The 25,800-nt window shown below is 59.5% G+C and carries 26 protein-coding genes, 1 tRNA gene and 1 pseudogene; 12 read left to right on the plus strand and 16 right to left on the minus strand.

Annotated elements, in window-relative coordinates; genetic code table 11:
* Positions 1-87 precede the first annotated feature (87 nt).
* On the plus strand, positions 88-378 hold the full coding sequence (gene rpmB / locus GGE33_RS22495) for a 50S ribosomal protein L28 (RefSeq protein WP_148148213.1): 291 nt from the start codon (positions 88-90) through the stop codon (positions 376-378).
* Positions 379-487: 109 nt separating this feature from the next.
* Positions 488-1,129 carry a queuosine precursor transporter gene (locus tag GGE33_RS22500; RefSeq protein ID WP_183828262.1) on the plus strand — a complete coding sequence of 214 codons (642 nt, stop codon included), beginning with the start codon at positions 488-490 and terminating at the stop codon, positions 1,127-1,129.
* A gap of 29 nt (positions 1,130-1,158) precedes the next feature.
* Here the strand turns inward: GGE33_RS22500 and GGE33_RS22505 are convergent, their stop codons facing one another.
* The 4 genes from GGE33_RS22505 to GGE33_RS22520 form a co-directional block, all read right to left on the minus strand.
* On the minus strand, positions 1,159-2,103 hold the full coding sequence (locus GGE33_RS22505) for an esterase-like activity of phytase family protein (RefSeq protein WP_183828613.1): 945 nt from the start codon (positions 2,101-2,103) through the stop codon (positions 1,159-1,161).
* Positions 2,104-2,152: 49 nt separating this feature from the next.
* On the minus strand, positions 2,153-4,063 hold the full coding sequence (cobT, locus tag GGE33_RS22510) for a cobaltochelatase subunit CobT (protein WP_183828265.1): 1,911 nt from the start codon (positions 4,061-4,063) through the stop codon (positions 2,153-2,155).
* Between the two features lie 19 nt (positions 4,064-4,082).
* Positions 4,083-5,075, minus strand: coding sequence for a cobaltochelatase subunit CobS (gene cobS, locus GGE33_RS22515; RefSeq protein WP_183828269.1), 993 nt, complete (start codon positions 5,073-5,075; stop codon positions 4,083-4,085).
* Positions 5,076-5,136: 61 nt separating this feature from the next.
* Positions 5,137-5,766 (minus strand): J domain-containing protein, encoded by a 630-nt coding sequence (locus GGE33_RS22520; protein ID WP_183828272.1) that lies wholly within the window; start codon positions 5,764-5,766, stop codon positions 5,137-5,139.
* 105 nt (positions 5,767-5,871) lie between these two features.
* Here GGE33_RS22520 and GGE33_RS22525 point away from each other — a divergent pair, with 105 nt between their 5' ends.
* Entirely contained in the window at positions 5,872-6,153 is a 282-nt protein-coding gene (locus GGE33_RS22525; RefSeq protein ID WP_183828275.1) for a BolA family protein, read from the plus strand.
* Between the two features lie 117 nt (positions 6,154-6,270).
* Here GGE33_RS22525 and GGE33_RS22530 read toward each other — a convergent pair whose 3' ends face one another.
* The 4 genes and pseudogenes from GGE33_RS22530 to GGE33_RS22545 all read right to left on the minus strand — a co-directional run bounded on the left by GGE33_RS22530 (position 6,271) and on the right by GGE33_RS22545 (position 10,185).
* Positions 6,271-7,446: a GGDEF domain-containing protein gene (locus tag GGE33_RS22530; protein WP_183828278.1), complete on the minus strand. Its 1,176-nt coding sequence runs from the start codon at positions 7,444-7,446 to the stop codon at positions 6,271-6,273.
* Positions 7,447-7,553: 107 nt separating this feature from the next.
* Positions 7,554-8,426 (minus strand): annotated as a pseudogene (locus GGE33_RS22535) (CBS domain-containing protein); the annotation flags it as partial.
* Between the two features lie 11 nt (positions 8,427-8,437).
* Positions 8,438-9,568, minus strand: a complete 1,131-nt coding sequence (aroB, locus tag GGE33_RS22540) for a 3-dehydroquinate synthase (protein ID WP_183828286.1) — start codon at positions 9,566-9,568, stop codon at positions 8,438-8,440.
* Positions 9,565-10,185, minus strand: a complete 621-nt coding sequence (locus tag GGE33_RS22545) for a shikimate kinase (RefSeq protein ID WP_148148205.1) — start codon at positions 10,183-10,185, stop codon at positions 9,565-9,567. Before GGE33_RS22545 ends, aroB begins: the two co-directional genes overlap by 4 nt.
* Positions 10,186-10,341: 156 nt before the next feature.
* On the opposite strand from GGE33_RS22545, the gene GGE33_RS22550 reads away from it, so the two are divergent.
* The 5 genes from GGE33_RS22550 to GGE33_RS22570 all read left to right on the plus strand — a co-directional run bounded on the left by GGE33_RS22550 (position 10,342) and on the right by GGE33_RS22570 (position 14,219).
* Positions 10,342-10,497 carry a hypothetical protein gene (locus GGE33_RS22550; protein WP_183828289.1) on the plus strand — a complete coding sequence of 52 codons (156 nt, stop codon included), beginning with the start codon at positions 10,342-10,344 and terminating at the stop codon, positions 10,495-10,497.
* Between the two features lie 14 nt (positions 10,498-10,511).
* Positions 10,512-11,456, plus strand: a complete 945-nt coding sequence (xerD, locus tag GGE33_RS22555) for a site-specific tyrosine recombinase XerD (RefSeq protein ID WP_183828293.1) — start codon at positions 10,512-10,514, stop codon at positions 11,454-11,456.
* A 63-nt stretch (positions 11,457-11,519) separates the two neighbouring features.
* Positions 11,520-12,473, plus strand: coding sequence for an acetyl-CoA carboxylase carboxyltransferase subunit alpha (locus GGE33_RS22560; RefSeq protein ID WP_183828296.1), 954 nt, complete (start codon positions 11,520-11,522; stop codon positions 12,471-12,473).
* 178 nt (positions 12,474-12,651) lie between these two features.
* The gene (locus tag GGE33_RS22565; protein WP_183828299.1) at positions 12,652-13,974 is read left to right on the plus strand and encodes a L,D-transpeptidase family protein; all 1,323 of its coding nucleotides are present in this window, start codon (positions 12,652-12,654) and stop codon (positions 13,972-13,974) included.
* Positions 13,971-14,219, plus strand: a complete 249-nt coding sequence (locus GGE33_RS22570) for a sulfurtransferase TusA family protein (protein ID WP_183828303.1) — start codon at positions 13,971-13,973, stop codon at positions 14,217-14,219. Before GGE33_RS22565 ends, GGE33_RS22570 begins: the two co-directional genes overlap by 4 nt.
* Here the strand turns inward: GGE33_RS22570 and GGE33_RS22575 are convergent.
* On the minus strand, positions 14,209-15,399 hold the full coding sequence (locus tag GGE33_RS22575) for a CobW family GTP-binding protein (RefSeq protein ID WP_183828305.1): 1,191 nt from the start codon (positions 15,397-15,399) through the stop codon (positions 14,209-14,211). The two genes, GGE33_RS22570 and GGE33_RS22575, sit on opposite strands and share 11 nt — an antisense overlap.
* A gap of 12 nt (positions 15,400-15,411) precedes the next feature.
* Positions 15,412-16,509, minus strand: coding sequence for a D-alanyl-D-alanine carboxypeptidase family protein (locus GGE33_RS22580; RefSeq protein ID WP_281388871.1), 1,098 nt, complete (start codon positions 16,507-16,509; stop codon positions 15,412-15,414).
* Positions 16,510-16,768: 259 nt separating this feature from the next.
* Between GGE33_RS22580 and GGE33_RS22585 the strand changes: the two genes are divergently transcribed.
* Complete coding sequence (locus tag GGE33_RS22585) at positions 16,769-17,932, plus strand: M20 aminoacylase family protein (protein ID WP_183828311.1); 1,164 nt, start codon at positions 16,769-16,771, stop codon at positions 17,930-17,932.
* A 55-nt stretch (positions 17,933-17,987) separates the two neighbouring features.
* Positions 17,988-18,064: transfer RNA gene (locus tag GGE33_RS22590), tRNA-Arg, on the plus strand.
* Between the two features lie 33 nt (positions 18,065-18,097).
* On the opposite strand, the gene GGE33_RS22595 is transcribed toward GGE33_RS22590, so the two are convergent.
* The 3 genes from GGE33_RS22595 to GGE33_RS22605 all read right to left on the minus strand — a co-directional run bounded on the left by GGE33_RS22595 (position 18,098) and on the right by GGE33_RS22605 (position 21,170).
* Positions 18,098-18,256 carry a hypothetical protein gene (locus GGE33_RS22595; protein ID WP_183686332.1) on the minus strand — a complete coding sequence of 53 codons (159 nt, stop codon included), beginning with the start codon at positions 18,254-18,256 and terminating at the stop codon, positions 18,098-18,100.
* A 226-nt stretch (positions 18,257-18,482) separates the two neighbouring features.
* Positions 18,483-20,405, minus strand: coding sequence for a hybrid sensor histidine kinase/response regulator (locus GGE33_RS22600; protein ID WP_183828314.1), 1,923 nt, complete (start codon positions 20,403-20,405; stop codon positions 18,483-18,485).
* Positions 20,406-20,429: 24 nt separating this feature from the next.
* Positions 20,430-21,170 carry a helix-turn-helix domain-containing protein gene (locus GGE33_RS22605; RefSeq protein ID WP_148148197.1) on the minus strand — a complete coding sequence of 247 codons (741 nt, stop codon included), beginning with the start codon at positions 21,168-21,170 and terminating at the stop codon, positions 20,430-20,432.
* A 117-nt stretch (positions 21,171-21,287) separates the two neighbouring features.
* Here GGE33_RS22605 and GGE33_RS22610 point away from each other — a divergent pair, with 117 nt between their 5' ends.
* Entirely contained in the window at positions 21,288-22,016 is a 729-nt protein-coding gene (locus GGE33_RS22610) for a response regulator (RefSeq protein WP_148148196.1), read from the plus strand.
* On the opposite strand, the gene GGE33_RS22615 is transcribed toward GGE33_RS22610, so the two are convergent.
* From GGE33_RS22615 to GGE33_RS22625, 3 genes are all read right to left on the minus strand, one after another.
* Positions 21,989-22,453 carry a hypothetical protein gene (locus tag GGE33_RS22615; protein ID WP_183828317.1) on the minus strand — a complete coding sequence of 155 codons (465 nt, stop codon included), beginning with the start codon at positions 22,451-22,453 and terminating at the stop codon, positions 21,989-21,991. The genes GGE33_RS22610 and GGE33_RS22615 overlap by 28 nt on opposite strands.
* Before the next feature lie 131 nt (positions 22,454-22,584).
* Positions 22,585-23,133, minus strand: coding sequence for a DUF2937 family protein (locus tag GGE33_RS22620; RefSeq protein ID WP_343062632.1), 549 nt, complete (start codon positions 23,131-23,133; stop codon positions 22,585-22,587).
* Positions 23,134-23,224: 91 nt separating this feature from the next.
* Complete coding sequence (locus tag GGE33_RS22625; protein ID WP_183828323.1) at positions 23,225-24,454, minus strand: FAD-dependent oxidoreductase; 1,230 nt, start codon at positions 24,452-24,454, stop codon at positions 23,225-23,227.
* A 127-nt stretch (positions 24,455-24,581) separates the two neighbouring features.
* On the opposite strand from GGE33_RS22625, the gene dxr reads away from it, so the two are divergent.
* Positions 24,582-25,769, plus strand: coding sequence for a 1-deoxy-D-xylulose-5-phosphate reductoisomerase (dxr, locus tag GGE33_RS22630; RefSeq protein ID WP_183828326.1), 1,188 nt, complete (start codon positions 24,582-24,584; stop codon positions 25,767-25,769).
* Positions 25,770-25,800 lie beyond the last annotated feature (31 nt).

Below are 25,800 nucleotides of genomic sequence, written 5' to 3' on the forward strand. Positions count from 1 at the left end.
AACTTTCCAATCAGGACCAGTTGGATCGGCGTGCCGGACATTGTCCGGATGAGCCTCCGATTGCAGAAGAAAACAAAGGTGAATGCCATGTCTCGTGTATGCGAACTGACCGGCAAGGGCGTAATGACCGGCAACAACGTCAGCCATGCCAACAACAAGACCCGTCGTCGGTTCCTCCCGAACCTGTGCCAGGTCACTCTGATCTCCGACGCTCTCGGCCAGCGCTTCCGCCTGCGCGTTTCCGCGCACGCTCTGCGTTCGGTTGAACACCGCGGCGGCCTCGATGCCTTCCTCCTGAAGTCCGACGAGACCGAACTGTCGATGCGCGCTCGTCTGCTGCGTCGCCAGATCGCCAAGAAGACTGCAGAAGCCGCTTAATAGCGACTTCAACACTTCACCGGCTTTGGAGAAGGCTTGACCGGATAATACCGGGCAAGCCTTTTCTCTTGGCCTATCCGCAACTGGTGGCATACCCCAGGATAAAAAAATGCAAGTAGCACGCTATACTCTTATCTATTCGCTCGCGATGGCAGCCATCGTGGTCGCCTCCAATATCCTCGTCCAGTTTCACCTGACCGGAACTCTGTGGGGCATCGCTCTCGGCGATATCCTCACCTGGGGCGCATTCACCTATCCCGTCGCTTTCCTCGTGACCGACCTTGCCAACCGCCAGTTCGGTCCGGCGATTGCCCGTCGCATCGTGTTCGTTGGCTTTGTCGTCGGCGTGGCGCTTTCCTTCTGGCTATCCGAACCGCGCATCGCGATCGCGTCGGGCACTGCTTTCCTGATTGGCCAGCTTCTCGATATCTCGGTCTTCAACGAACTCCGCCGCCAGACCTGGTGGAAGGCACCGCTTGCCGCATCGATGATCGGCACGGTGATCGACACGGTCCTGTTCTTCTCGCTGGCCTTTGCCCCGGTCTTCGCCTTCATCGGCCCGAACTTCGACTTCGCGACTGCATCCGCCCCGATCCTCGGCGTCATGTCCACGGAAGCGCCGCGCTGGATCTCCTGGGCACTTGGCGACCTCGTGGTCAAGGTCGTCGTCGGTGTCGTCCTACTCCTGCCCTATGGCGCGCTGATGAACGTGCTGAAGCCGATGCCGCCAGCGGCGGCAAAGACGGCCTGAAACATCAAAGGGAGCCTCGGCTCCCTTTTTTATTGGCTGAGCTTGAATTCCAGCATCAGGTTGCGCTGGAGAAAAAGCCCGTTGTCATCCGAGATGATAATGACATGTGAGCTGCCATCCGGCCCTGCCACCACGTCGATGCCTTCCATGTTGTCGATCGAATGATCTGCCCCGACATCGATCAACACCTCGCCATCGACCACGGCGCCCGGACGGATATCCGCGCCCTTGATCCGCCTGATTTTCATTCCCATCCCGCCAATGAAGCTGAAGCGGCGCTCCAGCAGCAGAAGATCGCCGTTTGGCAGGAAGGCACCGTCCGTCGCGTCATAGGGGTCGTGGCGCACGACGGTGAATTGCCCCTTCAGCGGCCCGTCTACGATCGCCGCAAGCAGATTGCCCGCCGCATCCCGGCTGCTCTCCGCAATCGCCACAAGCCCGCCGGCAAGCGGACTGGAAGCCGGAGACGCAACCAGTGTTTCGATCCCGGCATTGCGCCGAAGCTCCTGCCGCGGAATGAGGAAATTGACGTTGCGCGAGGGCTTCGAGGTCTCGAAACCGGGATCCGGATAAGCATCGACCCGATGCTGCTGTTCGAAGCTGACAAATGCATCGCCATCCCGCAGCGCCAGCCCTTCGGCATCCGATGCGGATTTCGAACCAGCGCGACCATCGCGCATCAGGATCGGACTGACGGCCACATCGGAGAGCCCGGACAACCTGCCCGATGCATCCCGCAAGATCTGCCCGGTTAGCCACTCGCCCGTATCGAGAACGGAAACGAAATGCGCGCCATCCGGCCGGAAGCGTATGCTGGACAGCGACTGGACGCGGCCATCATCAGAGCTGAACTCGATACCGCCAAGAAACTCCAGCGGTCCGAACCGTGTCTGATCGGATCCAGGCTTGAACTGCGAGATCGGCTTTGCCGTCACCCGCGCAGCATCCTGCGCAAATGACATGGCCGGCATCATCGCAAGGACGACACCGGCCAGAAGAGCGTGCGACAGTTTTGACAATGGGTCAGCCAGCCCGGCGCATACGGCCGCCACGAGCCGGGCGGCCACCCGCCGACTTGTCGGCAAACAGTTCCGCCAGCTGCTCGGTCATCGCACCGGCAAGCTCGTCGGCATCGACGATCGTCACGGCATTGCGATAATAGCGCGTCACATCATGGCCGATACCGATCGCCAGCAGCTCCACCGGAGACTTGGTTTCGACCTGTTCGATGACGGCGCGCAGATGCCGCTCCAGATAATTGCCCGGATTGACCGACAGCGTAGAATCGTCGACCGGCGCACCGTCCGAGATCATCATCAGGATCTTGCGCTGTTCCGGCCGGTTGATCAGGCGCTGATGCGCCCACATCAAGGCTTCGCCGTCGATGTTTTCCTTGAGCAGACCCTCACGCATCATCAGGCCGAGATTGCGGCGCGAACGGCGCCACGGCGCATCAGCCGATTTGTAGATGATGTGACGCAGGTCGTTGAGACGTCCCGGCGAGGCGGGCTTGCCGCTGGCCAGCCAGTTCTCGCGGCTCTGGCCGCCCTTCCACGCCTTGGTGGTAAAGCCCAAAATCTCGACCTTGACGCCGCAACGCTCCAGCGTCCGCGCCAGAATATCGGCGCAGGACGCCGCAACCGTGATCGGCCGCCCACGCATCGAGCCGGAATTGTCGATCACCAGAGTGACAACAGTATCGCGGAACTGCGTGTCGCGCTCCTTCTTGAAGGAAAGCGGCTGCATCGGGTCGATGATCAGGCGCACAAGACGGGCCGGATCGAGATAGCCCTCTTCCAGATCGAAATCCCAAGAGCGGTTCTGCTGCGCCATCAGGCGGCGCTGCAGTCGGTTTGCCAGGCGACCGACCGCACCTTGAAGATGCGCTAGCTGCTTGTCGAGGAAAGCGCGCAAACGATCGAGTTCCGCCTCGTCGCAAAGCTCTTCGGCCGTGATCTCCTCGTCGAATTCCTGCGTGAAGATGTGATAATCCACCTTCTCGTTGAAATCGTCGAACGGGCTGTTCGGCCGGCGGGTTTCGCCGGGCGTTTCGGAATGGTCGTCGGCTTCGTCGGACATTTCGTCGTCCGACATCTCCGCGCCGTCCATCTCGCCTTCGTCCATCTCCTCGTCAGCCGCTTCGCTCTGCTCGGCAGGGGCGGCATCGGATCCGGCTTCTTCTTCAACCTCTTCGTTTTCGGTCTCGCCGCTGCTCGGCTGATCCTCTTCCGACTGGTTCTCGATCTCTTCCGGCTCCTGCTCGTCGCCGTCGAGATCCTCGGCCATCTGCATGGAGGAAAGCATGTGGCGAACAACCTTGGCGAAAGCCTGCTGGTCCTCGATCACATTCTTCAGATTATCGAGATCGGCAGACGTGTTCTGCTCGATGAATGGGCGCCAGAGGTCCAGCACCTTGCCGGCGCTTTCCGGTGGCTTCTGGCCAGTCAGCTTTTCGCGCACCAGCATGGCGACCGCCTCGCCGATCGGCGCTTCTTCCTGACGCTCGATACCGGAAAAATTCGCCTTGGCGTATTTCTCTTCCTGCATCGAATTGAGGTTGGCGGCGACACCGGCCATGCGCAGCGCACCGATCGATTCGACGCGCGCCTGCTCGACGGCATCGAAAATCGCACGGGCATCCGACCCTTGCGGCGAAAGCGTCGCGTGGACATTGCTATCATGGCAGGCGATGCGCAAGGCCATGGAATCGCCAAGGCCACGCGTCACCGCAAGTTCATGCGCCGTCGGTCGCTTGGAAATTTCCGGCAAGCGAATGCGCTCGCCGGCCAGCCCCGGACGCTCATTGGCGAAGGAAACCTCCACCTCCTGGCTACCGGCAATCGACCGCACGCAGCCGGTTATCGCCCGCCGCATCGGTTCGGTATCGACCGGACCGGCGGGCTTGCCTTTGGAATTGTCTCCGCGACCTGCCATAGGCTTCGCTTCCTCTGCGTTATGCTCCCAGAACGATGTTGGCGGCGCTTTCCTTCAGCTCGACGCCGAAGGCGCGCTGGTACTGTTCGGCCACCAGGGTCCGCTCCAGTTCATCGCACTTGTTGAGGAAGGTAATGCGGAAGGCGAATGCCACGTCACCGAAGATCTCGGCATTTTCAGCCCAGGTGATGACGGTACGCGGGCTCATCACGGTCGACAGGTCGCCGTTGATGAAGGCCGAACGGGTGAGATCGGCAACGCGAACCATCTTGGAAACCGTCTCGCGGCCTTCCTTGGTGGCGCCGAAAGACTTCACCTTGGCGGCGACGATATCGACTTCCTTCTCATGCGGCAGGTAGTTCAACGTCGTGACGATAGACCAGCGGTCCATCTGCGCCTGGTTGATCTGCTGCGTGCCATGATAGAGGCCGGTCGTATCACCGAGGCCAACGGTGTTGGCAGTCGCAAAAATGCGGAAGGCGGGGTGAGGACGGATGACGCGGCTCTGGTCGAGCAGCGTCAGGCGGCCGGAGCTTTCCAGAACGCGCTGGATGACGAACATCACGTCCGGGCGACCGGCATCGTATTCGTCGAACACGAGCGCGACATTGTGCTGGTAGGCCCAGGGCAGGATGCCGTCCTTGAATTCGGTGATCTGCTTGCCGTCCTTCAGAACGATCGCGTCCTTGCCGACGAGATCGATACGGCTGACATGGCTGTCGAGATTGATACGCACGCACGGCCAGTTGAGGCGGGCCGCAACCTGCTCGATATGGGTCGATTTACCCGTACCGTGGAAGCCGGAGACCATCACGCGTCGGTTATGGGCAAAACCTGCAAGAATGGCGAGCGTCGTGTCGCGATCGAAGAGGTAGTCCGGGTCGAGGTCCGGAACATAGGGGTCGCCGCTGCTGTAGGCCGGAACCCTCAGATCCGTGTCGATGCCGAATACTTCCCGAACGGAAACAGTGGTGTCGGGGAGGTTTGTAATATCCAAGTCAATCTTGCTCATCATAACTCCAGGGCACGGGCAACCGCCCGGCCGTCATCCTCGCTGCCTTGATTTTTGAGGCTTAGCAGAAACCCGCCTGCTTCAACAACTGATATGCTTGCACCACAGCACGAAAACGTTCCTCCGACCCGCGGTCGCCACCATTGGCGTCCGGATGGTGCTTTTTCACCAGCTCCTTGTAGCGGGTCTTGATCTCGCTCGACGTGGCGTTGGCGCCAAGCTCCATTGTATTGAAGGCCTTGGCCTCCAGCGTCTTCAGCTTTCGCCCCTGCGTTTCATATCGCCCGCCGCCGCCAGCGCGCGCCTGCGCGACGAAGCCGAACGGATCCTTGAAACGCTGCTGCGTATAGGCGGAACCCGATCGTGCAGACGAATGGATGGGTGTGTCCTTGGCGTCCTTGTTGACGCCGACCTTCCATGTCGGGCGGTGGCCGGTAATCGCTTCCTTCTGGTAACGCGCGATCTCGCCATCCGACAGGCCGGAGAAATAATTGTAGCCCTTGTTGTATTCCTTCACATGCTCGAAGCAGAAGATGAAGAACTGGCCTTCGGCATTGCGCCCGACCGGTGCCTTGTGCACACCCGGCCTGTCGCATCCGTCCCATTGGCAGGTCGGCGCTTGCGGCGGGGCATCTTGCTGCCTTTTCCGGCGCGTCCGGATCCGGTCGAAATATTTGGAGTCGAGTTTCATGAGGCACACATTATGGGGCCCAAAACGAGGCCAAACAAGAATTGACAAAGCGGTTTGTTGCTGGTTTCTGGATCACCCTCTTGCGCCGACCACCGGAGCTTAAACATGTCTGTCAAATCCCGTATCGAAGCTGCGCTTCGCGATAATCTCGCACCCGAAAGGCTCGATGTGATCAACGAGAGCCATCAACACGCCGGCCACCAGCCGGGCATGGATGGAGATGGCGAAACACATATGCGGGTGCGTATCGTCGCAGCGGCATTTTCGGGCATGAGCCGGATCGACCGGCACCGGGCGGTCAACGCTCTTTTGAAACCTGAACTGGACGCCGGTCTTCACGCGCTCGCGGTGGAAGCCGCAGCGCCGGGAGAACCGACACGCTGGTGATGGGGTCTAGATGGGGATTGGCTGGGCAAAGGCCAAGAGCCGGGATCGCGAACAGGCCCGCATCGATTTCTCCTGAGACGACCCTGAAGCTCCAAAAGACGTGATGTAGTATCTGATTTAGGCTGCGATCTGTGGCTCTTCGGCGATAACCACCGTATTGCGTCCGCGGTGTTTGGCCTCGTAAAGCGCTTCATCGGCTCGCTGGAGAAGCTTTTCGATCGCCATCTGCGCAGGCATGGCCGAAGCGACGCCTAGACTTGCGGTCACGACACCATGATCCGACTTGCCATGTGGGATAGCAAGCCCCTCAACCGCTCTGCGGATCTTTTCAGCCGTCGCCAGAGCCTGCAGAGACGTCTGACCCGGCAATAGGACCAGTATCTCTTCTCCACCAAAACGGAAGACGCAATTCGCCTTGCCCACGGTCGCACAGATGTGCTGCGAAACCGTGCGGATGCAGGCATCTCCATCGATATGGCCGTAGAGATCGTTGAATCGCTTGAAGTGGTCGATGTCGAGCAGGATGGCGGAAACGACCGGCGTCTCCGCTTCCGCGCTCCAGCTCTCACGCCCGATACGCGCCAGCGATCGGCGGTTCAAAAGCCCGGTCAGCTCGTCTCGCTCGGAGTTTACCTCCAGCTGTCGATACAGAAGTGCGGCACGCAACTGGTTAAGAAAATTGCGTCGGTCAGTGCGCTCCAGAAAATAGGCGGCAGCGGCAAGGAATATCGACAGCATCAGGTAAAACGTGACGATGCCGCCAAAGGTAACGGCGTCGAACGCGCCCGTCAGATAGGCCGCGGAAAGATGCGAGACACACATCAGCACCAGCCCTGCCAACATGGCGGGAAACAGGGGCCGCAGGGCGATAACGAAAAACAGGAACGCCGCGGCATTGTAGTTCTGATAGATCAGAAGATAGGAACTCTGGCTACCGACAGCAGCCGCCATCGGCAGGCTGACGCCGAGCACGGCAACAAGCACGCTCAAGGCATCATAAAGACGTGAACTCGGCCAACGGCGCACCACGAGAGCACATGCGATGACGGCGGGCGTGAACACGAGAAGTCTGAGCGCCGTCACTTCGGTCAATACGTCGGGGATCATGGCCCGATCGCCGAAATAGACCAGATCATAGATAAAAAGACCGATCACGGCCCAGATGCCGATGAGGCGATTGCGCTCCGCGACATAATCCTGCCTGAACAGCAATTCGATTTCCGGCTCGAAACGCAGAAGCGCGAAACGATGCGCGATCTGGGCCTCTACCTGCTCCAATGTCACGATACTCATGGCAATACCTTAAACATACGGTAGTGCCGGCGTTAGGTTACAAAACTAAAGATTGAGCTAAGCTTTTGTGATCATTTGTCGGCATTGCACACGCCGCCCGAGCCGGACTACTCCGCGACCGGCACCGCATCGTCCGCCGGCCTGATCCTCAGCCGGGTGATCCGGTTCTTCTCCCGCTTCATCACGATGAAGCGCTTGCCGTAGAAGGTAAACGCCTGCCGTTCTTCGGGAATGAGCATGGATGAGTTGATGACGAGGCCCGCGATCGTCGTCGCATCGCCATCCGGCAAATCCCACCCGAGCGCGCGGTTGAGGTCGCGGATCGGCACCGAGCCTTCGACCACAATCGAACCGTTGGCTTCCTTGCGCACGCCCTGGATCTCGACATCGTGTTCATCGGCAATGTCGCCGACGATCTCTTCCATGATGTCTTCCAGCGTGACGATGCCCTGCACCTCGCCATATTCGTCGACGACGACGGCGAAATGCACCTTTCGCTTCAGGAAGGCCGCAAGCTGGTCCTTGAGGCTGGTGCTGTCGGGCACGAACCACGGCTTCTGCATGATTTTCAAAATATCGACATCGGCAGGCGTCGTATCCGGCTCCAGGAGCGCGCGCAGCAGGTCCTTGGCATGCACCACGCCGATGATGTTTTCCGTCGAATTGCGCCACACCGGCATGCGGGTATAGGGGCTTTCGAGCACCGTGCGCACGATTACGTCCGCCGGGTCATCCGCATTGACGGCGACCATGGCCATGCGGTGGCGCATCACGTCGGAAACTTCAAGTTCGGTAAGATCGAACAATTCGCTCAGCCGGTCGCGGTCCTCGGCGCCGAAATTGCCCTCCCGATGCATGGCATCGAGCGCGGCATGCAGTTCGTCATGACCACAGAGTGTCAGCGTTTGGCCGTTGAGCGACGTCCCGGTCGCACGCATCAGCCCACGGATGACCGCGTTTATGCTGCGCGAAAGGAGGCCGCCTGACGCTGTCATTTTGCGAGCTTTTCTTTCAGGAAGCTCAGGACTTCCGAAGATGGAACATCGTCAGCGACAAACGACTGGCCGATGCCGCGGGTAAGGATGAAGGTCAGCTTGCCGCCCTTCACCTTCTTATCCTGCATGATCGCACCGAGAAGCACGTCCGCACCCGGCAGATCACCCGGAATCTCACTCATCCTGGTCGGCAGGCCGACAGCCTTCAGATGCGCCTCGACGCGCTTTGCGTCATCCGGGCTTGCGAGATTGAGGCGGGTGGAGAATTCATGCGCCAGAACCATGCCGATCGCCACACCTTCGCCATGCACCAGCCTTGCGCTGTCATACTGCGTGGCCGCTTCCAGCGCATGCCCGAATGTATGGCCGAGATTGAGCAGCGCGCGACGGCCCATCTCGCGTTCGTCCTCGACAACGACATCGGCCTTCGACTGGCAGCTGACGGCAATTGCCTCGATCCGCTCCGGGCCGCCCTCGAACACTTGTTTCCAGTTCTTTTCCAGCCATTCGAAAAAGGCCGGGTTGTCGATCAGCCCGTATTTCGCAACTTCCGCATAACCGGCGCGGAATTCGCGCGGCGACAGCGTATCGAGAATGGATGTATCGGCCAGAACCAGATCCGGCTGGTGGAATACACCGAGCAGGTTCTTGCCATGGCGCGAGTTGACGCCGGTCTTGCCGCCAACGGAACTGTCGACCTGCGACAGAAGAGAGGTCGGGATCTGCACAAAGCGCACGCCGCGGCGCACGATACCGGCTGCAAAACCGGCAAGGTCGCCGATCACGCCGCCGCCGAGCGCGATCACCGCGTCATTGCGCTCGATGCGGGCCGCGAGCACCATGTCGCAGACGGTTGCCAGATGATCGAAGCTCTTGGTCTTCTCCCCGGCAGGCAGCGTCAGCGACACGGCTTCGATACCGTCGGTCTGCAGCGCATCCATCAGGGCTTCGAGATAGAGCGGGGCGACATGTTCGTCGGTGATGATCGCAGCCTTGCGTCCCTTGAGCCGCGAGGTGATCTCGCCGCCGGCACGGGCCAGCAATCCCGGACCGATCAGGATATCGTAGGCCCGGTCTCCGAGCGGCACATGCACAAGGCGTTCGGGGGATCGGGACTGCACTGTCATTCTGTATCACCTTGTTGGGCCGGATCGGACTGGACCACACCGGATTGAGCCAAACCGGTAATTGCCTCCAGAACCGCGTTGGCCATCAATTCCTTGCGAATATTCACCGACATCACCGTCAGATCGGCCTCGGCATAAATCGGGTAACGCTGGATCATCAGGTTCTCCAGCGTCTGTCTTGGATTTTCGGTTTTAAGCAGCGGACGGTGGTCTCGCCGGCTCACCCGGTCCCACAATGTATCGAGATCGGCATTCAGCCAGATCGACAGGCCGCCCTGTTTGATCTGGGCGCGGGTCGCTTCATTGATGAAGGCGCCACCGCCTGTGGATACGACCCGCGGCCCCTGTTTCAGCAGCCGTTCAACCACCCGCGTTTCCAGCGCCCGGAACTCCGTCTCACCATATTGTGAAAACAGTTCCGCGATCGTCATCCTGGAAACGGACTCGATTTCCGCGTCGGTATCGACAAACGGAATTCCGAGCGTCTGGGCGACCAGCCGGCCGATAACCGACTTGCCCGCACCCATCAGGCCGACAAAAATCAGGTTGCGGTCGCCGAGCGCTTCGCGAGCCTGGTCCCGTAATGTCTGTCGCTCGACTGTTAGTTCTTCACTCATGATGCCGTCCGTTCGCAAAAACGGTATCAACAAATGTTCATTCAGCGTCAAGCCACGCACGCGACCAGATCCCTCAAGATCACGCCGCAGATGCAGTTCTTGTCGATCTGTAAACCATTCGGGCTATAGTGCGCCGTAACGATACGGAGCCTTTTCATGCCCACTCTCTTCCGCTTCCTGTTCATCCTGGCTGCCATTGCCGGCGCGATCTATGGCAGCATGGTCGCGCTCGTGGTGCTGGTCGAGCCGAAAGACCGCGAAATCACCATCAGGGTCCCCTCCGAACGGCTCAACCCGCCCGCGCAGCAATAGGCGAGGCCATTCTCATGCGAGATCTGTCCGCTGCCCATATAGAAGCTTTTCTGGAAATGCTGAGCGCAGAACGGGGCGCTGCCGAAAACACGCTTCAAAGCTACCGACGGGATCTGGACGACCTCTATGATTTCCTGATTTCCCACAAGACCACGCCGCTTCTGGCCGAAAGCAAAAACCTGTCAGCCTATCTTGCCAATCTGGGAAAACGCGCCTTTGCGCCCTCCTCCCAGGCGCGCCGGCTTTCCGCCATGCGCCAGTTCTACAAGTTTCTGTACGCCGAAGGCCTGCGCGGCGACGATCCGACCGCAGTGCTCGATGCACCGAAGAAACAGCGCGCCCTGCCGAAAAACCTGAGCGAGGCGGATGTCACCCGGCTTCTGGAACGCGCAGCACTGGAAGCGGCCGAACCCGCAAAGGATCGCCTCAACCGCCTGCGCATGCTGGCGCTGCTGGAACTGCTCTACGCAACCGGCATGCGCGTCAGCGAACTCGTCTCCTTGCCGCTGAAAGTGCTCGAACAGGACGGGCGTTTTCTGATGATCCGCGGAAAGGGCAACAAGGAACGGCTCGTTCCGCTGTCGCGATCTTCGATCGCAGCACTGAAATCCTACGGCGAAGCGAAGAAGGCGGCGGAAACCGATGGCGAGCCCAGCCCGTGGCTGTTCCCCTCGCATGGCAGCGCGGGTTACTTACCGCGCCAGGTCTTTGCCCGCGACCTCAAGGGATTGGCGGCAAGGGCCGGCATAAAGGCCGCGTCCATATCGCCGCATGTCATGCGCCACGCCTTTGCCAGCCATCTTTTGGCGCATGGCGCAGACCTGCGCGTGGTACAGGAACTGCTTGGACATTCAGACATTTCGACCACTCAGATATATACGCATGTGCTGGAAGAAAGGCTTCGTCAACTGGTGGAAACACATCACCCCCTTGCAAAAGAAGCCAAAAACCGGGATTAGAAGCCCCAAATGAAAAATGGGAGCTCTACGTTCCCATGGGAAAACAACGGGAAACCGGATCTGATGCAGACTTATCTCGATTTCGAAAAGCCTATCTCGGACCTCGAGGGCAAGATTCACGAGCTGAAGAAGCTCGCGACCGAAGACGAGAGCATCGACACGTCGGACGAAATCACCAGGCTCGAGGCGCGCGTCAAGGAAGCAACCCGCGAGATCTATTCCAAGCTCGGCGCCTGGGAAAAGACTCAAGTTGCACGTCATCCGCAGCGCCCGCATTTCGTCGATTACGCGGCGCATCTGTTCACCGAGTTCACGCCGCTCGCCGGTGACCGCAATTTCGGCGAGGACGCCGCCATCCAGGCAGGCCTTGCTCGCTTCAACGGCATTCCGGTCGCCCTGATCGGCCAGGAAAAAGGCAGCGACACCAAGACTCGCCTGAAGCACAATTTCGGCAGCCCGCGTCCCGAAGGATACCGCAAGGCGATCCGTATCATGGAAATGGCCGACCGTTTCGGCCTTCCCGTTATCAGCCTTGTCGACACGGCCGGTGCCTATCCGGGCGTTGGCGCGGAAGAGCGCGGCCAGGCGGAAGCTATCGCCCGTTCGACGGAAATGTGCCTTGGCCTGAAAGTTCCGATGATCTCGATCGTCATCGGCGAAGGCGGCTCGGGCGGCGCAATCGCGATCGCTACCGGCAACCGCGTCTACATGCTCGAACATTCGATCTATTCGGTCATTTCGCCAGAAGGTGCAGCCTCAATTCTCTGGCGTGATTCGACCCGCGCCCGCGAAGCGGCCACCAATATGAAGATCACCGCGCAGGACTTGAAGGGCCTCGGCATCATCGACGAGATCATTCCGGAGCCGAATGGCGGCGCGCATCGCGAGCCGAAGACGGTCATGGATGCAGCCGGCAAGGTCATTTCGTCGGCTCTGACAGACCTTTCGAAGCTCTCGGGCGAAGAAGTACGCAACGCACGCCGCCAGAAATTCCTGGAAATCGGCCGGAACCTCTGATTGCCGCCTTCTTTATGGAAGGTTGCCAATTTCGGCCACATTGATCATAACAGTGGTGCGCTGAGGGTTTTGCTGGACAGGCGATTTTGAGCGGTTAAGAAAATGTAAAGCTTACCGTATTATTATCGCACGCCTCTGCCCCCGGTTTGATGCCGAACTAGATATGTGGTCCGTTCCGATGCGTTTGAAGCACATCGCCCTCGCTCTTCTGGTTGCAACAGCTCTCACAGGCTGCAACGACACCCTTGATTCCGCGACCAGCGTCGATATTTCCAAGGTCAAGAATAAGGTCGAGCAGCCCTTGCCGGCAAAGATCGTCGCCGACATGCAGGCGAAGAACATGCCGCGCAATTCGCCGATCATGATCCGCATCCTCAAGGAAGAGGGTAAGCTGGAGATCTGGAAGGCGAAGGCGGACAACCGCTTCGACATCATCAAGAGCTACGACATCTGCGCGTGGTCGGGAAAGCTCGGCCCGAAGATCAAGGAAGGCGACCGGCAGGCGCCCGAAGGCTTCTACAGCCTGACGCCGGCGCACCTGAACCCGAATTCGCAATATTATCTCGCGATCAACACCGGCTTCCCGAACCGCTATGACGCAGCCAACGGACGCAACGGTACGAACCTGATGATCCACGGCGCCTGTTCGTCGTCGGGTTGTTATTCGATGACCGACGAGCAGATCCTCGAAATCTACGCCTTTGCCCGCGACGCCTTCAAGGGCGGCCAGACCTCCGTGCAGCTGCAGGCCCTCCCCTTCCGCATGACGGCGGAAAACATGGCGCGCCATCGCGATAGCGAGCACAGCGACTTCTGGAAGATGGTCAAGGTCGGCTACGACAATTTCGAAGTCACCAAACGCCCGCCGGAAGTGGCGGTCTGCGGCAAGAAATACGTCTTCAACCAGGAGGCCAAGGGCCCGCTCAGCGCAGCCGCTGCCTGCCCGGACATGTCGACGCCGCCAGCACTGGTTTCAGCTCTTTCCTCCTACAACAAGACCTACGATCTTGCCTTCGAAAAGGCCGTCGACAAGCTTGGAAAGAAGGTCTGGTACGAACCGAGCGAAGCCGAACGCAAGGCAGTGGTTGCTGAAAAGCGCAAGGGCCGCGAACTTGCCTACGCGCCGACCGGAACCTCGCTCGAAGCCGGCAAGCTGATGAGCCAGTCCGAATTCCAGGAAATGATGCAGAAGCGCATGGCTGCCGGCCAGCCGAAGCCTGCATCGACGCAGCTTGCTTCGCTTTCTGCCGCTCCGCAGCCGGCAACCGTTGCCGAGCGCATGAAGCAGGATCGCCTGCCGGCAGCAACCGGCGCCATTCCGGCTGCGACAGGTGCAACCGTCGCCAGCACGGGCGCACCGACGATCCAGACCGCAGAAGGCCGCACGGCAGCTGTTCCGGTTCCCGAACAGAACCCGATGAACCCGCTCGCCTATGCAGCGCCCGCGGCACCGGTCAGCGAAGCCAAGAAGCCTTTCTGGAAGTTCTGGGACAAGCAGTGACCTCGCCGACAGACGTGATCTATGACCTCAGGGGGCTGAAATGCCCTCTGCCGGTGCTGAAGACCCGTCGCAGGCTGAAAGCTCTTTATGACGGCGACCGTCTCATCGTGGAGACCACCGATCCGCTCGCAGGCATCGATATCCCGCATTTCTGCAGCCAGGAAGGTCACGAACTCCTAGACAGCGAGAAGACGGCGGAAGGCCACCGCTTCATCATTCGCAAGGGTGTTTCTGCTATCGGCTGAAGCCGGGCACGGCCAGCGGATTGTCTTCCAGCGCCGCCCGGTCCGGGCGGTCGAGCCGCGGCTCGCCGGTAAACGCCGCGAAAAGATCTGCGACGAATTCCTCCGTCAGCCCCTTGGTGATCAACACCATCCGGGTTTTCTGGTCGGAACCGTCCGGCCAGCGCGGCAGACGCTGCGGTGGATGGAAGATCGCCTGCACGCCATGCAGAACCAGCGGCCGCTCCGGATTGTCCGACAGCTTCACCACCGCCTTCATCCGCAGAAGCTTCTCGCCATGGGCGGATCTTAAGAGATCTATGAACATGTCGATCGCCATCGGATCGATCGGCCGGTCATGCACGATCGAAAACGACCTTATATCGTCGCCATGACGGCTCACATCATGATGATGGTGGTGGTGCCCATGGTCGTGTGTGTGGTGATGACCGTGATCATGGGCATGCCCGCAATCGCATTCATCATCATGATCGTGGTGATCATGGTGATCATGGTGATGATCGGCAGCTATCTCGTCGCGCAACCAGCGATCCACATCGGCAATTTTCGACGATGGATCATAAAGCCCGTTTGCCAGCATCGACAGGCTGCTGACCGAAGCATCGTCACCATCGGACACCGGCGCACGCGGATTGAGCGAGGCAAGCCGAGCACGCAAGGCCGAGAGCTGTCCGGCATCCGCCAGCGTCTGCTTGGAAACGATTAGCCGGTCGGCAACCGCCACCTGCTTCACCGCTTCCGGATGCGCATTAAGCGTCGCAAGCCCATTGACCGCATCAACGACCGTTACCACGCTTTCGAGTTCGAAATTCTGGGCGATCACCGGATTGCCCATTACCGACTGCATCACCGGCGCTGGATCGGCAAGGCCGGTGGTTTCAATAACGACCCGCGTGATCGGCTTGGTGCGGCCGGTCTGTATCGCATCCATCATCGAAGCCAGCGTATCGACCAGCTCGCCGCGCACCGTGCAGCACAGGCAGCCGTTCGACAGTTCGATCATCGAATCGCCGGAGGCTTCGACGAGCAGGTTGTCGATCCCGACCTCGCCGAACTCGTTGATGATGACGGCGATATCCTTGGCCGCAGGATCGCGAAGCATCCTGTTGAGCAAGGTCGATTTTCCGGCACCGAGAAAGCCGGTGATGATGGAGACCGGGATGCGGTCCTGACCGAGGGCCATATGCTGTTCCAATCAGAATGTCGGACGCGGTACCGGGATCGGGATATTGGCGTAGGTTTTTTCGCCGATCTTCGTTTCGACCGGTTCGGTTCCCGGGATCAGGCCGGCAAACACATAGGCAGGCGGATGCGTCATTTCGTGAAGATAGGGCGAGTGCATGATCGTCCGGCCTGCATCGTCGCGCGTTTCGCTGCGAACCTTTGCTGCTTTCGGATTGCAGATGTCCTGGGTGAGGTCGGTGACCACGGCCGTATCGCCGTAAGGCGCGAGCGACGCCAGCGGTGTGCCCTGACTGCCCGTCGTGGTCAGGCCCTGCTGCAGCAGATTGGCGGAATCATCTGCACGGCCCGCAAGGCTGTCCGCCCCGAGCACGACCGAGATCACCGTGCGCCCGTTGCGGGTGGCCGAAGACACCTGGTTGAAACCGGCCGCACAGATGAAACCGGTCTTCATCCCGTCGGCACCGTCGAAACGGCCGATCAGCGTGTTGAAGTTCGGATACTGCTTCTTGCCGGTATCGATGCCTTCGATGGTGAAATAGGTCGAATATTGCGGGAATTCCCGCTTTATCTGCATCGCAAGGATGCCGAGGTCACGGGCCGTCGTATATTGTCCCTTGCCCGGCAATCCGTGCGGATTGATGAAATGAGACGAGGACATGCCGAGCCGCTGCGCCTCGGCATTCATCATCGCCACGAACTGGTCGGTGGAGCCGCCGACGGTCTCCGCAACGGCAACAGCCATATCATTGGCGGACTTCACCAGCATGATCTTCAGCGCATTGTCCATGGTCAGCTGCGAGCCGGGCCGGAAATACATCTTGCTGGCCGGCTGGTCAGTGGCGAATTTGCTCATCGTCACCGTGCTGTCCAGCGACAGGCGACCGCTCTTCAGCGCCCGGAACGTGACATAGGCCGTCATCAGCTTTGTCAGCGAAGCCGGGTACCATTTCCGGAAAGCATCCTGATGCGCGATCACGCGGCCCGTATTGGCATCGATGATCATGCGCGGGTTGGCGAGCGCAGCATTGGCGGAGGCGAGAACTCCGAATGCCGTCACGAGGCAGGCAAGCCGTCTGGCGGTGCGGTGGCGAATATTTAGGTGCGGCAAGATCGTCCTCGTCCGAATGTTAACGAGTAGGGCCATTAGATGGCCTATATGTCGAAGCAATGGCAAAGAAGATTGATTACGTCAATCACCCGGCGCACTATGCACGACGGAGGGTGAACATAACCACGTGAAGCCGGATCGCATCGGGCAGGAATGCGAGTAGGCTTTGCGGCCGCGACTTGCGGAAAACGAAAGGAGGAGCATTGACGGCACCAGCATCTTCGCCGGAAATGCTCTGGACGTTCAGGAAAGAGATACTATGCCCATATTGAACCGCGCAGCCGAGCTTCAGGGCGAAGTGACCGGCTGGCGACGATTTCTGCACCAGCATCCCGAAATTCTCTATGATGTTTACAATACAGCGGCCTTCGTGGCGGAAAAGCTGCGCGAATTCGGCGTCGACGAGGTCGCAACCGGCATCGGCCGCACCGGCGTCGTCGGCATCATCCGCGGCAAGGGAGAGGGCAGCCGCACGATCGGCATGCGCGCCGACATGGATGCTCTTCCGCTGACGGAAATGACGGCCAAGGACTACGCCTCGACAACCCCTGGCAAGATGCATGCCTGCGGCCATGACGGCCACACGTCGATGCTTTTGGGTGCCGCAAAATATCTCTCCGAGACCCGTAATTTCAACGGCAGCGTTGCCGTCATCTTCCAGCCGGCCGAAGAGGGCGGCGCCGGTGCGCTGGCGATGGTCGAAGACGGCCTCATGGACCGTTTCGGCATCGAGGAAGTCTATGGCATGCACAACATGCCGGGAATTCCCGTCGGCCAGTTCGCCATCCGCAAGGGCGGCATCATGGCAGCCCCCGACCGCTTCACCATCACCATTACCGGACGCGGCGGCCACGCCGCCCAGCCGCACAAGACGATCGACCCGATCTTCATCGGCTCCCAGCTTGTCGGCAGCCTGCAGGCAATTGCCGCCCGCAATGCCGACCCGGTCCAGTCGGTGGTGATTTCGGTGACGCGTTTCGACGCCGGAACCTCCCATAACATCATCCCCGACACGGCAACGATCAGGGGCACGGTCCGCACCCTGAGCGAGGATACACGCGATCTGGCGCAGAACCGGATAAAGCAGATCGTCGACGGACTGGTGAGCGCCCATGGCGCAACGGCAGATATCGAATATTACCGGCAGTGCCCGGTCACCTTCAATCACGACCTGGAAACCGACCACGCGATAGAGGTGGCGACCGGCGTGGTGGGGGCCGCCAATGTCAATGCGAACGTCGATCCGACCATGGCCGGCGAGGACTTTGCCTTCATGCTGAAACAGCGCCCCGGCGCCTTCATCTTCATCGGCAACGGCGACACCGCCCCGCTTCACAACCCGAAATATGATTTCGACGACGAATCGATCGCCTACGGCATTTCCTATTGGGTAAAACTCGCGGAGAAACGGCTATCGGAATGATCGCCGGAAAAAGGCTTGGCTAATCCGGACGGCTTTTGTATGGATGAGCGCAAGTGGTCCCATAGCTCAGTAGGATAGAGCGCAGGATTCCTAATCCTGAGGCCGATGGTTCGAATCCATCTGGGATCACCACTTCCCCACAAAATCTTATCGACAACGCCGCCCTCAAGGCCGCGCCGGCTGCGGCATGTCGCTTTGCGGACCGATCGAACTTGTAAACGTCCGGTCGACCGATTGAAGACGCGTCCAGGAGACGGACACGCCGAAAAGCAGGATCGCGATGATCGGGATAACAAGAAGCACAACGCCGCCACTGATGCGCATGACCAACTCCAAAACTACATAGTCATGGGTGGGACCTTGTGCGCAGCAGCTTAACGGTTCGTTAATTTGCGCCGGTTTTACACAAGAGCAAGGCTTGTTCCTGTCTCCTTTTGAAACAAAGGCGGCCAGGCACAAAATGGCCGAAAAATGGCCTCAATCGCCACCGCGGACGCAGCTAAACCGGATCAACTGGACTCGAGCCGGCAAACTTACGATCAGCTGATCATCAGTCCAGTAGCTCGCGGATCCGAACGGCAAGCTCTCGCGCGGTATAGGGCTTCTTCAGCCAGCTTCCCGACAGAGCAAGTTCCCGGCCCGCAATTGCCGGCTCTGCGTAACCCGAGGTGAACAAAACCGGGATATGCGGCTTTTCCGAGCGGACGCGGTTGGCCAGTTCATCACCCGTCATGCCACCCGGCATCACCACGTCGGTAAACAGAAGCGCGATATCCTGATGGCGATCGAGCTGGGAAAGCGCCTGACTGCCGTTCTCTGCCTCGATGACCTCGTAGCCGAAGCTCGTCAGACGTGAGACCGTGACACGGCGCACTCGCGGATCATCCTCGACAACCAGAATTTTCTCCGGTCCACCGGGAAGCGGGCTTTGCGCCTGATGCACCACGGCATGAAGATTTTCTCGATCGACTTTCTTCTTTGCGGCGGGCAGGAACATCCTAACCGACGTCCCCTGCCCCGGCTCGCTGTAGAGCTGGATATTGCCGCCCGACTGCTTGACGAAGCCATAGACCATGCTGAGGCCAAGCCCCGTGCCGGCGCTCACACCCTTTGTGGTGAAGAACGGCTCGAAGGCTTTTTCCTTCACCTCCGGCGTCATGCCCGTCCCGGTATCTGTAACGGCAACCAGAATGAACTCGCCTGTCCGCATGTTGGAATACATCTGCGCATAATCGACATCGAGCTTGATCCGGGAAATCTCGACCGTCAGCTTGCCGCCACGCGGCATCGCATCACGCGCATTGATGACGAGATTGAGGATGGCGTTCTGCAGTTGCGAAGCATCGACAAGCGCCTCGTTCGGCGCCCCCGCAATGATCGTCCTGAATTCGATCGCCTCGCCCAGCGTGCGGCGCATCAGCTCGGAGAAGCTCGAGACGAGCTGCCCGACATCCACCAGCTTGTTGTTGAGCGGCTGGCGTCGCCCGAAGGCCAGCAATTGGCCGGTCAGCTTCGCGCCGTCATCCGCAGCCGCCTGGGCCTCCTGCAACAGGACACGAAGATTGGGATCTTCGAGCTTGTATTCCATCATCTCAAGATTGCCGCTGATGACTGTCAGGAGATTGTTGAAGTCATGCGCAAGACCGCCGGTCAGCTGGCCGATCGCTTCCATCTTCTGCGATTGGCGAAGCTCCTCCTCGATCTTCTGGCGGCTGGTGAGGTCGCGGATGAAACCGGTAAAGATGCGCTTGCCGCCAGTGCGCGCTTCGCCAACCGCCAGTTCCATCGGGAAGGTCGTGCCGTCCTTGCGAAGCCCGGTTACCACACGGCCGTAACCGATGATACGCCGCTCCCCCGTTTCCATATAGTTGGAAATGTAACCGTCATGAGCATCGCGATCGGGATTGGGCATCAGCATTCTGACATTCTGGCCACAGACTTCCGAAGCGCTGTAACCGAACAGCCGTTCTGCGGCGGCGCTGAACGAAGTGACCGTCCCTCTATCGTCGATGACGATCGTGGATTCCGGAACGGTGTCGAGGATCGAGCGCAGATGCGCTTCCCTTTCTGCCAGATCGGTCTGTACCCTTTTCATCGCGGTCACATCGTTGTTGGTCTGGATGATTATGGGCGCTCCGTCGACCGACAGCGAGACAGCAACCAGACGGGTCGCAACGAAAACCGCAAGGCCGTCGCGTGTGCGGTGCTCCAGCTCTCCCTGCCAGGAATACTCCGATGCCAGCTGCTGCCTGATTTCATCGAGCGGCTTGGGAAAGCGCGTCTGCAGCAACTGGTGAACGGACTGGCCGACCGCCTCCTCACGCGACCAGCCATAGAGCGCCTCACAGCCCGAGCTCCACCGGGTGATGATACCGTCACTCCCGTGGACGATGACATTGGCATCGTCCAGAAGGTGAAGAACCGCATCCAGTTCAGCCTGGGTCGTGAGAGTGTTTCTTATCTTGTGTGGCATCAAATATCCTGGCTGCGCTGCGGCTTAGTGGTGGCGCCGATCTTCGGCTGCACCTGCATCTCCCCAGCCGTATTCATCGTCGTCTCCAGCCAATTGTGCAAGCAACATCGGCTTGATGACCTTCACCGAATGACGGCCCACGCAGCCCAGAACACCCTTGGTGCTAAGTTTGGTGATCGTGCGCGAGACGGTCTCGATCGTCAGGCCGAGATAGTCCGCCATGTCCTGGCGTGTCATCGGCAGCTGCACCATCGACTGGACGTCGCTCTTGGCCGCCGCCCTGCGAAGGTGCTTCAGCAGGAATGTGCAGAGGCGTTCCTCAGCGCTCTTGCACGAAAGCAATACCATCTGGTCCTGGGCAGCGGCCATTTCATCACAAACCCGTTCGAACACCTGCGGGCGCAGTTCTTCCGAATCTTGTACGGCTGCTTCGAAATTCTTTCTGGTCAGCCGGCGAACCTTTGTCCCGACAATCGCTTCGGCGCTGTAGAGGTAATTGCGCTTCAGCGACACCCCGAGAAGATCACCGTCGAAAACAAAACCGGTGATGACCCGGCGACCGTCCGAAATGATCCGGAAGATGCGCAATGCGCCTTCGACGACCTCGAAGACGTGCTTCGCTTCGTCGCCCTCGAAGAAGATCGACTGGCCGGGGTGAATAAACTCGACCGGCTGCCGCGAGAACAGGCCATTGAGCGTTTCCGGCTCTGCTTCATGAAGAAGAGTTGCTGCTGTGCGTTCGCGATTATAGCTGGTGAGAAGCATGGTATTAACCCCGTCGTTTGATAGGGGTAGTTGACCTGTCGGCAGTAACACGCGAATGCTACAGCCGTAAAAGACGGTTCGAATTGGTAACAGTTTGTAACAGCCCGGCTAGTTTTAATGTCTATTGACCCAGCCCATGCGGCACACATCCTCGTCGTCGATGACGATCCTCGTATCCGCCAGATGCTTTCCCGATATTTCGAAGGTGAAGGCTATCGGGTTACGACCGTACCCGATGGCGTCGAGATGAACGTTGCGATGCGTCAAAATAGTATCGACGCCGTGCTGCTCGATCTCTCGCTTCCGGGTGGACGCGACGGCCTCGACCTTGCGCGCGATATCCGTGCGAAATCCGACGTGCCGATCATGATGCTGACGGGCCGCGACGACGTTGTCGATCGCATCATCGGCATCGAGATCGGCGCCGATGATTATATCGCAAAACCTTTTCATTTGAGAGAAGTCCATGCCCGCCTAAAATCCATATTGAGGCGGCGGCAGCCAGCCACACCGCGGGTTGTGCAGGAAGAGGATCAGGTTATCCGCTTCGAAGGCTGGGCCCTTAACATCTCTCGGCGGCAGCTGCTCGATCCTGCTGGGGCCGAAATTGAACTGACGACCGGCGAATTCGACATGCTCGCAGCGTTCCTCAACCACGCAGGACGTGTGCTGACGCGTGACTTTCTCATGGACATGACACGCGGCCGACAGCTTGAGGCGTTCGACCGCACGATCGACGCCCAGATTGTCAGGCTTCGACGAAAGATCGAGGCGGATGTCAAACATCCCCAGTTCATCAAAGCGATCCGCGGCGTGGGCTACATTTTCACCGGCAAGATAGGATAATCCAGCGGGACGTCGTCATCGACCCCGCAAATCAGCCCATGGTCCCACGGTCCGCGCTCCAGAAAGCCGGTCAGTACGGACCAATCCGGAGGCAGGGCAGTCCATATGTGGATCGTTCGGCACTTTTCCTTGATCGCAAAATTTCTGACAGCTGAAAAAAGCAGGCCCAGCACCTGTCTGTTGTCGACAAGGCTCACCGATACAAAGAGCGGGACTTCGACCTGGCGTCGCAGGTCCCCGTCACCTCTAACCGCGACATAGGCGATGCCCCGGATATAGCCCATGCTGTCCTTGACGATGAACCAGCAGCGGCACAACAATGTCGTGGCCGTGAGCGCCGTCCACTGCTCCAGATCGACTCCCGGCATGGCTCGCTCAATCAGTGCATAGGCACGCAACACGTCTCTGGGGCTAAGTGTGCCGATCTTGTAGCCCATTCGCTTCGTCCGCACCGTCTGCACGTTCATTATTGATCAGATGACAGCCGAGCTATTTTGACGCACCCAAAGGATGTCACCTTGATACTAATCAACCGCAGGCTGGAATGATGAAGGCACAGAAGCGCGGATTACTGCAGCGCTTTACCCCTGATGCGGGAAAAGGCTTTCGACCGGGCCTCACGACGAAACCGTGCCGCCGTGCCAAACAGCGCACTGACGCTCGCCGCACAGAACATGCCGATCAAGACACCGGCTCCGCACCATATCACTCCGGCTAAACTGACTGGCAAAGACGGCATGAAGCCCCGCCAGGCATCGCTTAAAATTCTGTGATCTGGCTGCCTTGCGATCACCACAGGCCTCAAGACAGAAGAGGCAGCGGCAAGATCTTCAAGTTGGTCCGAAAGCAACTGATATCGCGCTACGCTTCGCCGCATTGCATCAACCTGCTGATGCAGAGAGCTCTCGTTCGAGGAGGCGTAAATATTCAGTGCCGTTTGCCGGTCGAGGCCGGCATGATTCGCCTGTTCGTCGAAAATCTGGATGGCGGTTGTAAGCTCGTCTATCGCACTGGCGAGACGGTATCGATATTGCTGGGCGAATTCCGGCACCTGAGAAAACAGCAGGGCGCAGCCTCCAACAATCAGAACTACCAGCACCCGGCGAACAAGAAACACGGCCAACCCTCGGCTTCGTCATAGTCGTCAACGAATCCGGATCGCAAAGGTTGCAATTCGAAATAAGCCCGATACCCGCCAGGGATAAGCCTTATCGTATGGGACGCGGCTCCCTGACCCGCTCCATCCTGAAGCCGAGGCCGATCAACCGACCGGAAAGATGCGCAAGCACCGGCCATCGGGCGATCCCGCGAATGAAGCCGGGTGAGCCTTTGCGCTTGTGCTCATTCGCCTGATCCGCCCGCCGGCTGCTGCGCATCATTAACTGCAACTTCTGTGTCGCTCGGGTGGGAAAGCTGCGGCGTTTTTCGACGGCCGCGAGATCAGCATCGGCAAGCCTGCCTTCGCGAAGCGGGCGCGAGAGGATATTTGCCGCCGCGACGGCATCCTGGATGGCAAGGTTCACGCCCACCCCGCCGATCGGAGACATGGCATGTGCCGCATCGCCAATGCAGATCAATCCCGACCGCCACCACTGCCTGAGGCGATCGATCCGCACCGTCAGAAGGCTTGTATCGGAAAATGACCGTATTTCATCCATGCGCGATGCCGGAAGCGGCGAGACATCCGCCACCATCTTTCGGAAAGCCTCGATGCCATGATCGCAGATTTGAGCGAATGTCGTCCGACGGACGACATAACCGCATTGCCAGTAGTCACCGCGATCGATCAGGACGAATCCCTGCCTTGGGCCTGCATGGCCCATGACCTCGTTGGGATCGCCATCCTGTTTTGAAAGCTTCATCCAGACGACTTCACTCGGCACGCCGAAATTTTCGACACGCAGCCCAGCTTTGGCGCGAACGACGGAATTACGGCCATCCGCACCGACGACAAGATCACTCTCAATTTGAATGTCGCCTTCTGCCGTTCGGGCAACAACGCCCGAGACCCTGCTGCCATCTTCGACGACCCGGGTAATCTCGGCATTCATGATCAACCGGAAATTGGGAAGCCCTTGCGCGGATGCCACCAGGAAATTCAGAAAGTCCCATTGCGGCATGAAGGCGATGAAACGGTTCTTAACCGGCAGGCGGGAAAAATCCGCGATCGTGATCGTCTTCCCACCCATCTCGGCCGAAAGCTTTTCTGCCCGCGTATGCGGCAGGGCGAGGAACTGGTCGATCAGGCCGAGCTGGTCGATCACTTCAAGCGTCGAGGGATGGATCGTGTCGCCGCGAAAATCCCGCAGGAAATCCGCATGTTTTTCGACGACGGTGACATCGACACCCGCCCGCGCCAGAAGGAAGCCGAGCATCAGCCCGGCAGGGCCGGCACCGGCGATGACACAGGTCGTCTTGATCTTTTCGATTTCGCTCATCGCTCCATTTCGCTCCGATCAGCCGTCCGATCAAGCGCTATCCAATCACATCTGCCACGTCCCGAGCGCTCTTGTGGCAGCCATCGTTCACTTGTAGACCAACGGCAACAGCGAATATGGAAACGGCATGGCAGACATGAATAGACGCCGCATCAGCATTCTCGGGTCGACCGGCTCGATCGGTGTCAACACGCTCGACGTGGTAGCGCAACTGGGCGGACGGAACGCGTTCGACATCGCCGCAATCACGGGCAACAGCAATGTCGCGCTGCTCGCAGAACAGGCCGTGACGTTCGGCGCCCGCCTCGCAGTCACCGCCGACGACAAGCAATATGCGACGTTGAAGGATGCGCTTGCCGGAACCGGCATCGAGGTTGCTGCCGGCCGCGCAGCACTCGTGGAAGCAGGCCAGCGCCCGTCCGATTGGGTCATGGCTGCGATCGTCGGCACCGCCGGCCTCGCGCCGACGGTCGCTGCCGCCGAACGCGGCGCAGATATCGCGCTTGCCAACAAGGAATGTCTGGTTTCAGCCGGCGAACTCTTCGTCAAGGCAGTCGCGGATGGCGGCGGCAAGCTCATTCCAGTCGACAGCGAACATAGCGCGATCTTCCAGTCGCTGGAGGATGACCAGCGCCACGCAGTCGAGCGGATCGTGCTCACCGCATCCGGCGGGCCTTTCCGCACCTGGAGCCGCGAGCAGATGGCGAATGTGACCGCCGATGTTGCGCGCGCCCATCCCAACTGGTCGATGGGCCTGAAGATCTCGATCGGCAGCGCCTCGATGTTCAACAAGGCGCTGGAGATGATCGAGGCCAAACACCTCTTCAATGTCCGCCCTGACCAGATCGAGGTGATCGTTCATCCGCAGTCGATCATTCATTCCATGGTCGGCTACACCGATGGATCCGTGCTTGCCCAACTCGGTTGCCCCGACATGCGCACCGCAATCGGTTATGCTCTCACCTATCCGGATCGCCCGAAGCTCGATGTCGAACGGCTGGACTTCGCCAAACTGGCGCGGCTGGACTTCGAAGCACCGGACGAGACGCGTTTTCCGGCATTGCGGCTTGCGCGCACCGCCATGGATCGCGGCGGCGTGCAAGGTGCGGTGATGAATGCGGCGGAAGAAACCGCCTTCAACGCCTTCCTGGAAAAGCGCATCGGCTTCCTGCACATGGCGGATATTGCCGAGGACGTGATGGAAGACATGGTCGGCTACGGTTCTGCCATCACCATGGACGACGTCTTTGCTGCCGACGCGGAAGCCCGACGGCGTGCTGCTGAAGCAATTGCCCAAAAGGAAATGGCCGCGTAAGCGGCCATTTTTCTTTAACTCTGGATTTTTG

Origin of the sequence: Aliirhizobium cellulosilyticum, assembly GCF_014198105.1 — a bacterium.
Classification (GTDB): domain Bacteria; phylum Pseudomonadota; class Alphaproteobacteria; order Rhizobiales; family Rhizobiaceae; genus Neorhizobium; species Neorhizobium cellulosilyticum.

Bases quoted from the DNA above. Each gene is read 5' to 3' on its own strand.
- cobS (WP_183828269.1), bottom strand. From the start codon at position 5,075: ATGAGCAAGATTGACTTGGATATTACAAACCTCCCCGACACCACTGTT.
- GGE33_RS22530 (WP_183828278.1), bottom strand. From the start codon at position 7,446: ATGAGTATCGTGACATTGGAGCAGGTAGAGGCCCAGATCGCGCATCGT.
- aroB (WP_183828286.1), bottom strand. From the start codon at position 9,568: ATGACAGTGCAGTCCCGATCCCCCGAACGCCTTGTGCATGTGCCGCTC.
- GGE33_RS22585 (WP_183828311.1), top strand. From the start codon at position 16,769: ATGCCCATATTGAACCGCGCAGCCGAGCTTCAGGGCGAAGTGACCGGC.
- GGE33_RS22615 (WP_183828317.1), bottom strand. From the start codon at position 22,453: ATGGGCTACAAGATCGGCACACTTAGCCCCAGAGACGTGTTGCGTGCC.
- rpmB (WP_148148213.1), top strand. From the start codon at position 88: ATGTCTCGTGTATGCGAACTGACCGGCAAGGGCGTAATGACCGGCAAC.
- GGE33_RS22600 (WP_183828314.1), bottom strand. From the start codon at position 20,405: ATGCCACACAAGATAAGAAACACTCTCACGACCCAGGCTGAACTGGAT.
- GGE33_RS22565 (WP_183828299.1), top strand. From the start codon at position 12,652: ATGCGTTTGAAGCACATCGCCCTCGCTCTTCTGGTTGCAACAGCTCTC.
- GGE33_RS22575 (WP_183828305.1), bottom strand. From the start codon at position 15,399: ATGGCCCTCGGTCAGGACCGCATCCCGGTCTCCATCATCACCGGCTTT.
- GGE33_RS22550 (WP_183828289.1), top strand. From the start codon at position 10,342: ATGCCCACTCTCTTCCGCTTCCTGTTCATCCTGGCTGCCATTGCCGGC.
- GGE33_RS22605 (WP_148148197.1), bottom strand. From the start codon at position 21,170: ATGCTTCTCACCAGCTATAATCGCGAACGCACAGCAGCAACTCTTCTT.
- GGE33_RS22560 (WP_183828296.1), top strand. From the start codon at position 11,520: ATGCAGACTTATCTCGATTTCGAAAAGCCTATCTCGGACCTCGAGGGC.
- cobT (WP_183828265.1), bottom strand. From the start codon at position 4,063: ATGGCAGGTCGCGGAGACAATTCCAAAGGCAAGCCCGCCGGTCCGGTC.
- xerD (WP_183828293.1), top strand. From the start codon at position 10,512: ATGCGAGATCTGTCCGCTGCCCATATAGAAGCTTTTCTGGAAATGCTG.
- GGE33_RS22610 (WP_148148196.1), top strand. From the start codon at position 21,288: ATGTCTATTGACCCAGCCCATGCGGCACACATCCTCGTCGTCGATGAC.
- GGE33_RS22595 (WP_183686332.1), bottom strand. From the start codon at position 18,256: ATGCGCATCAGTGGCGGCGTTGTGCTTCTTGTTATCCCGATCATCGCG.
- GGE33_RS22500 (WP_183828262.1), top strand. From the start codon at position 488: ATGCAAGTAGCACGCTATACTCTTATCTATTCGCTCGCGATGGCAGCC.
- GGE33_RS22545 (WP_148148205.1), bottom strand. From the start codon at position 10,185: ATGAGTGAAGAACTAACAGTCGAGCGACAGACATTACGGGACCAGGCT.
- GGE33_RS22520 (WP_183828272.1), bottom strand. From the start codon at position 5,766: ATGAAACTCGACTCCAAATATTTCGACCGGATCCGGACGCGCCGGAAA.
- GGE33_RS22525 (WP_183828275.1), top strand. From the start codon at position 5,872: ATGTCTGTCAAATCCCGTATCGAAGCTGCGCTTCGCGATAATCTCGCA.
- dxr (WP_183828326.1), top strand. From the start codon at position 24,582: ATGGCAGACATGAATAGACGCCGCATCAGCATTCTCGGGTCGACCGGC.
- GGE33_RS22505 (WP_183828613.1), bottom strand. From the start codon at position 2,103: ATGATGCCGGCCATGTCATTTGCGCAGGATGCTGCGCGGGTGACGGCA.
- GGE33_RS22625 (WP_183828323.1), bottom strand. From the start codon at position 24,454: ATGAGCGAAATCGAAAAGATCAAGACGACCTGTGTCATCGCCGGTGCC.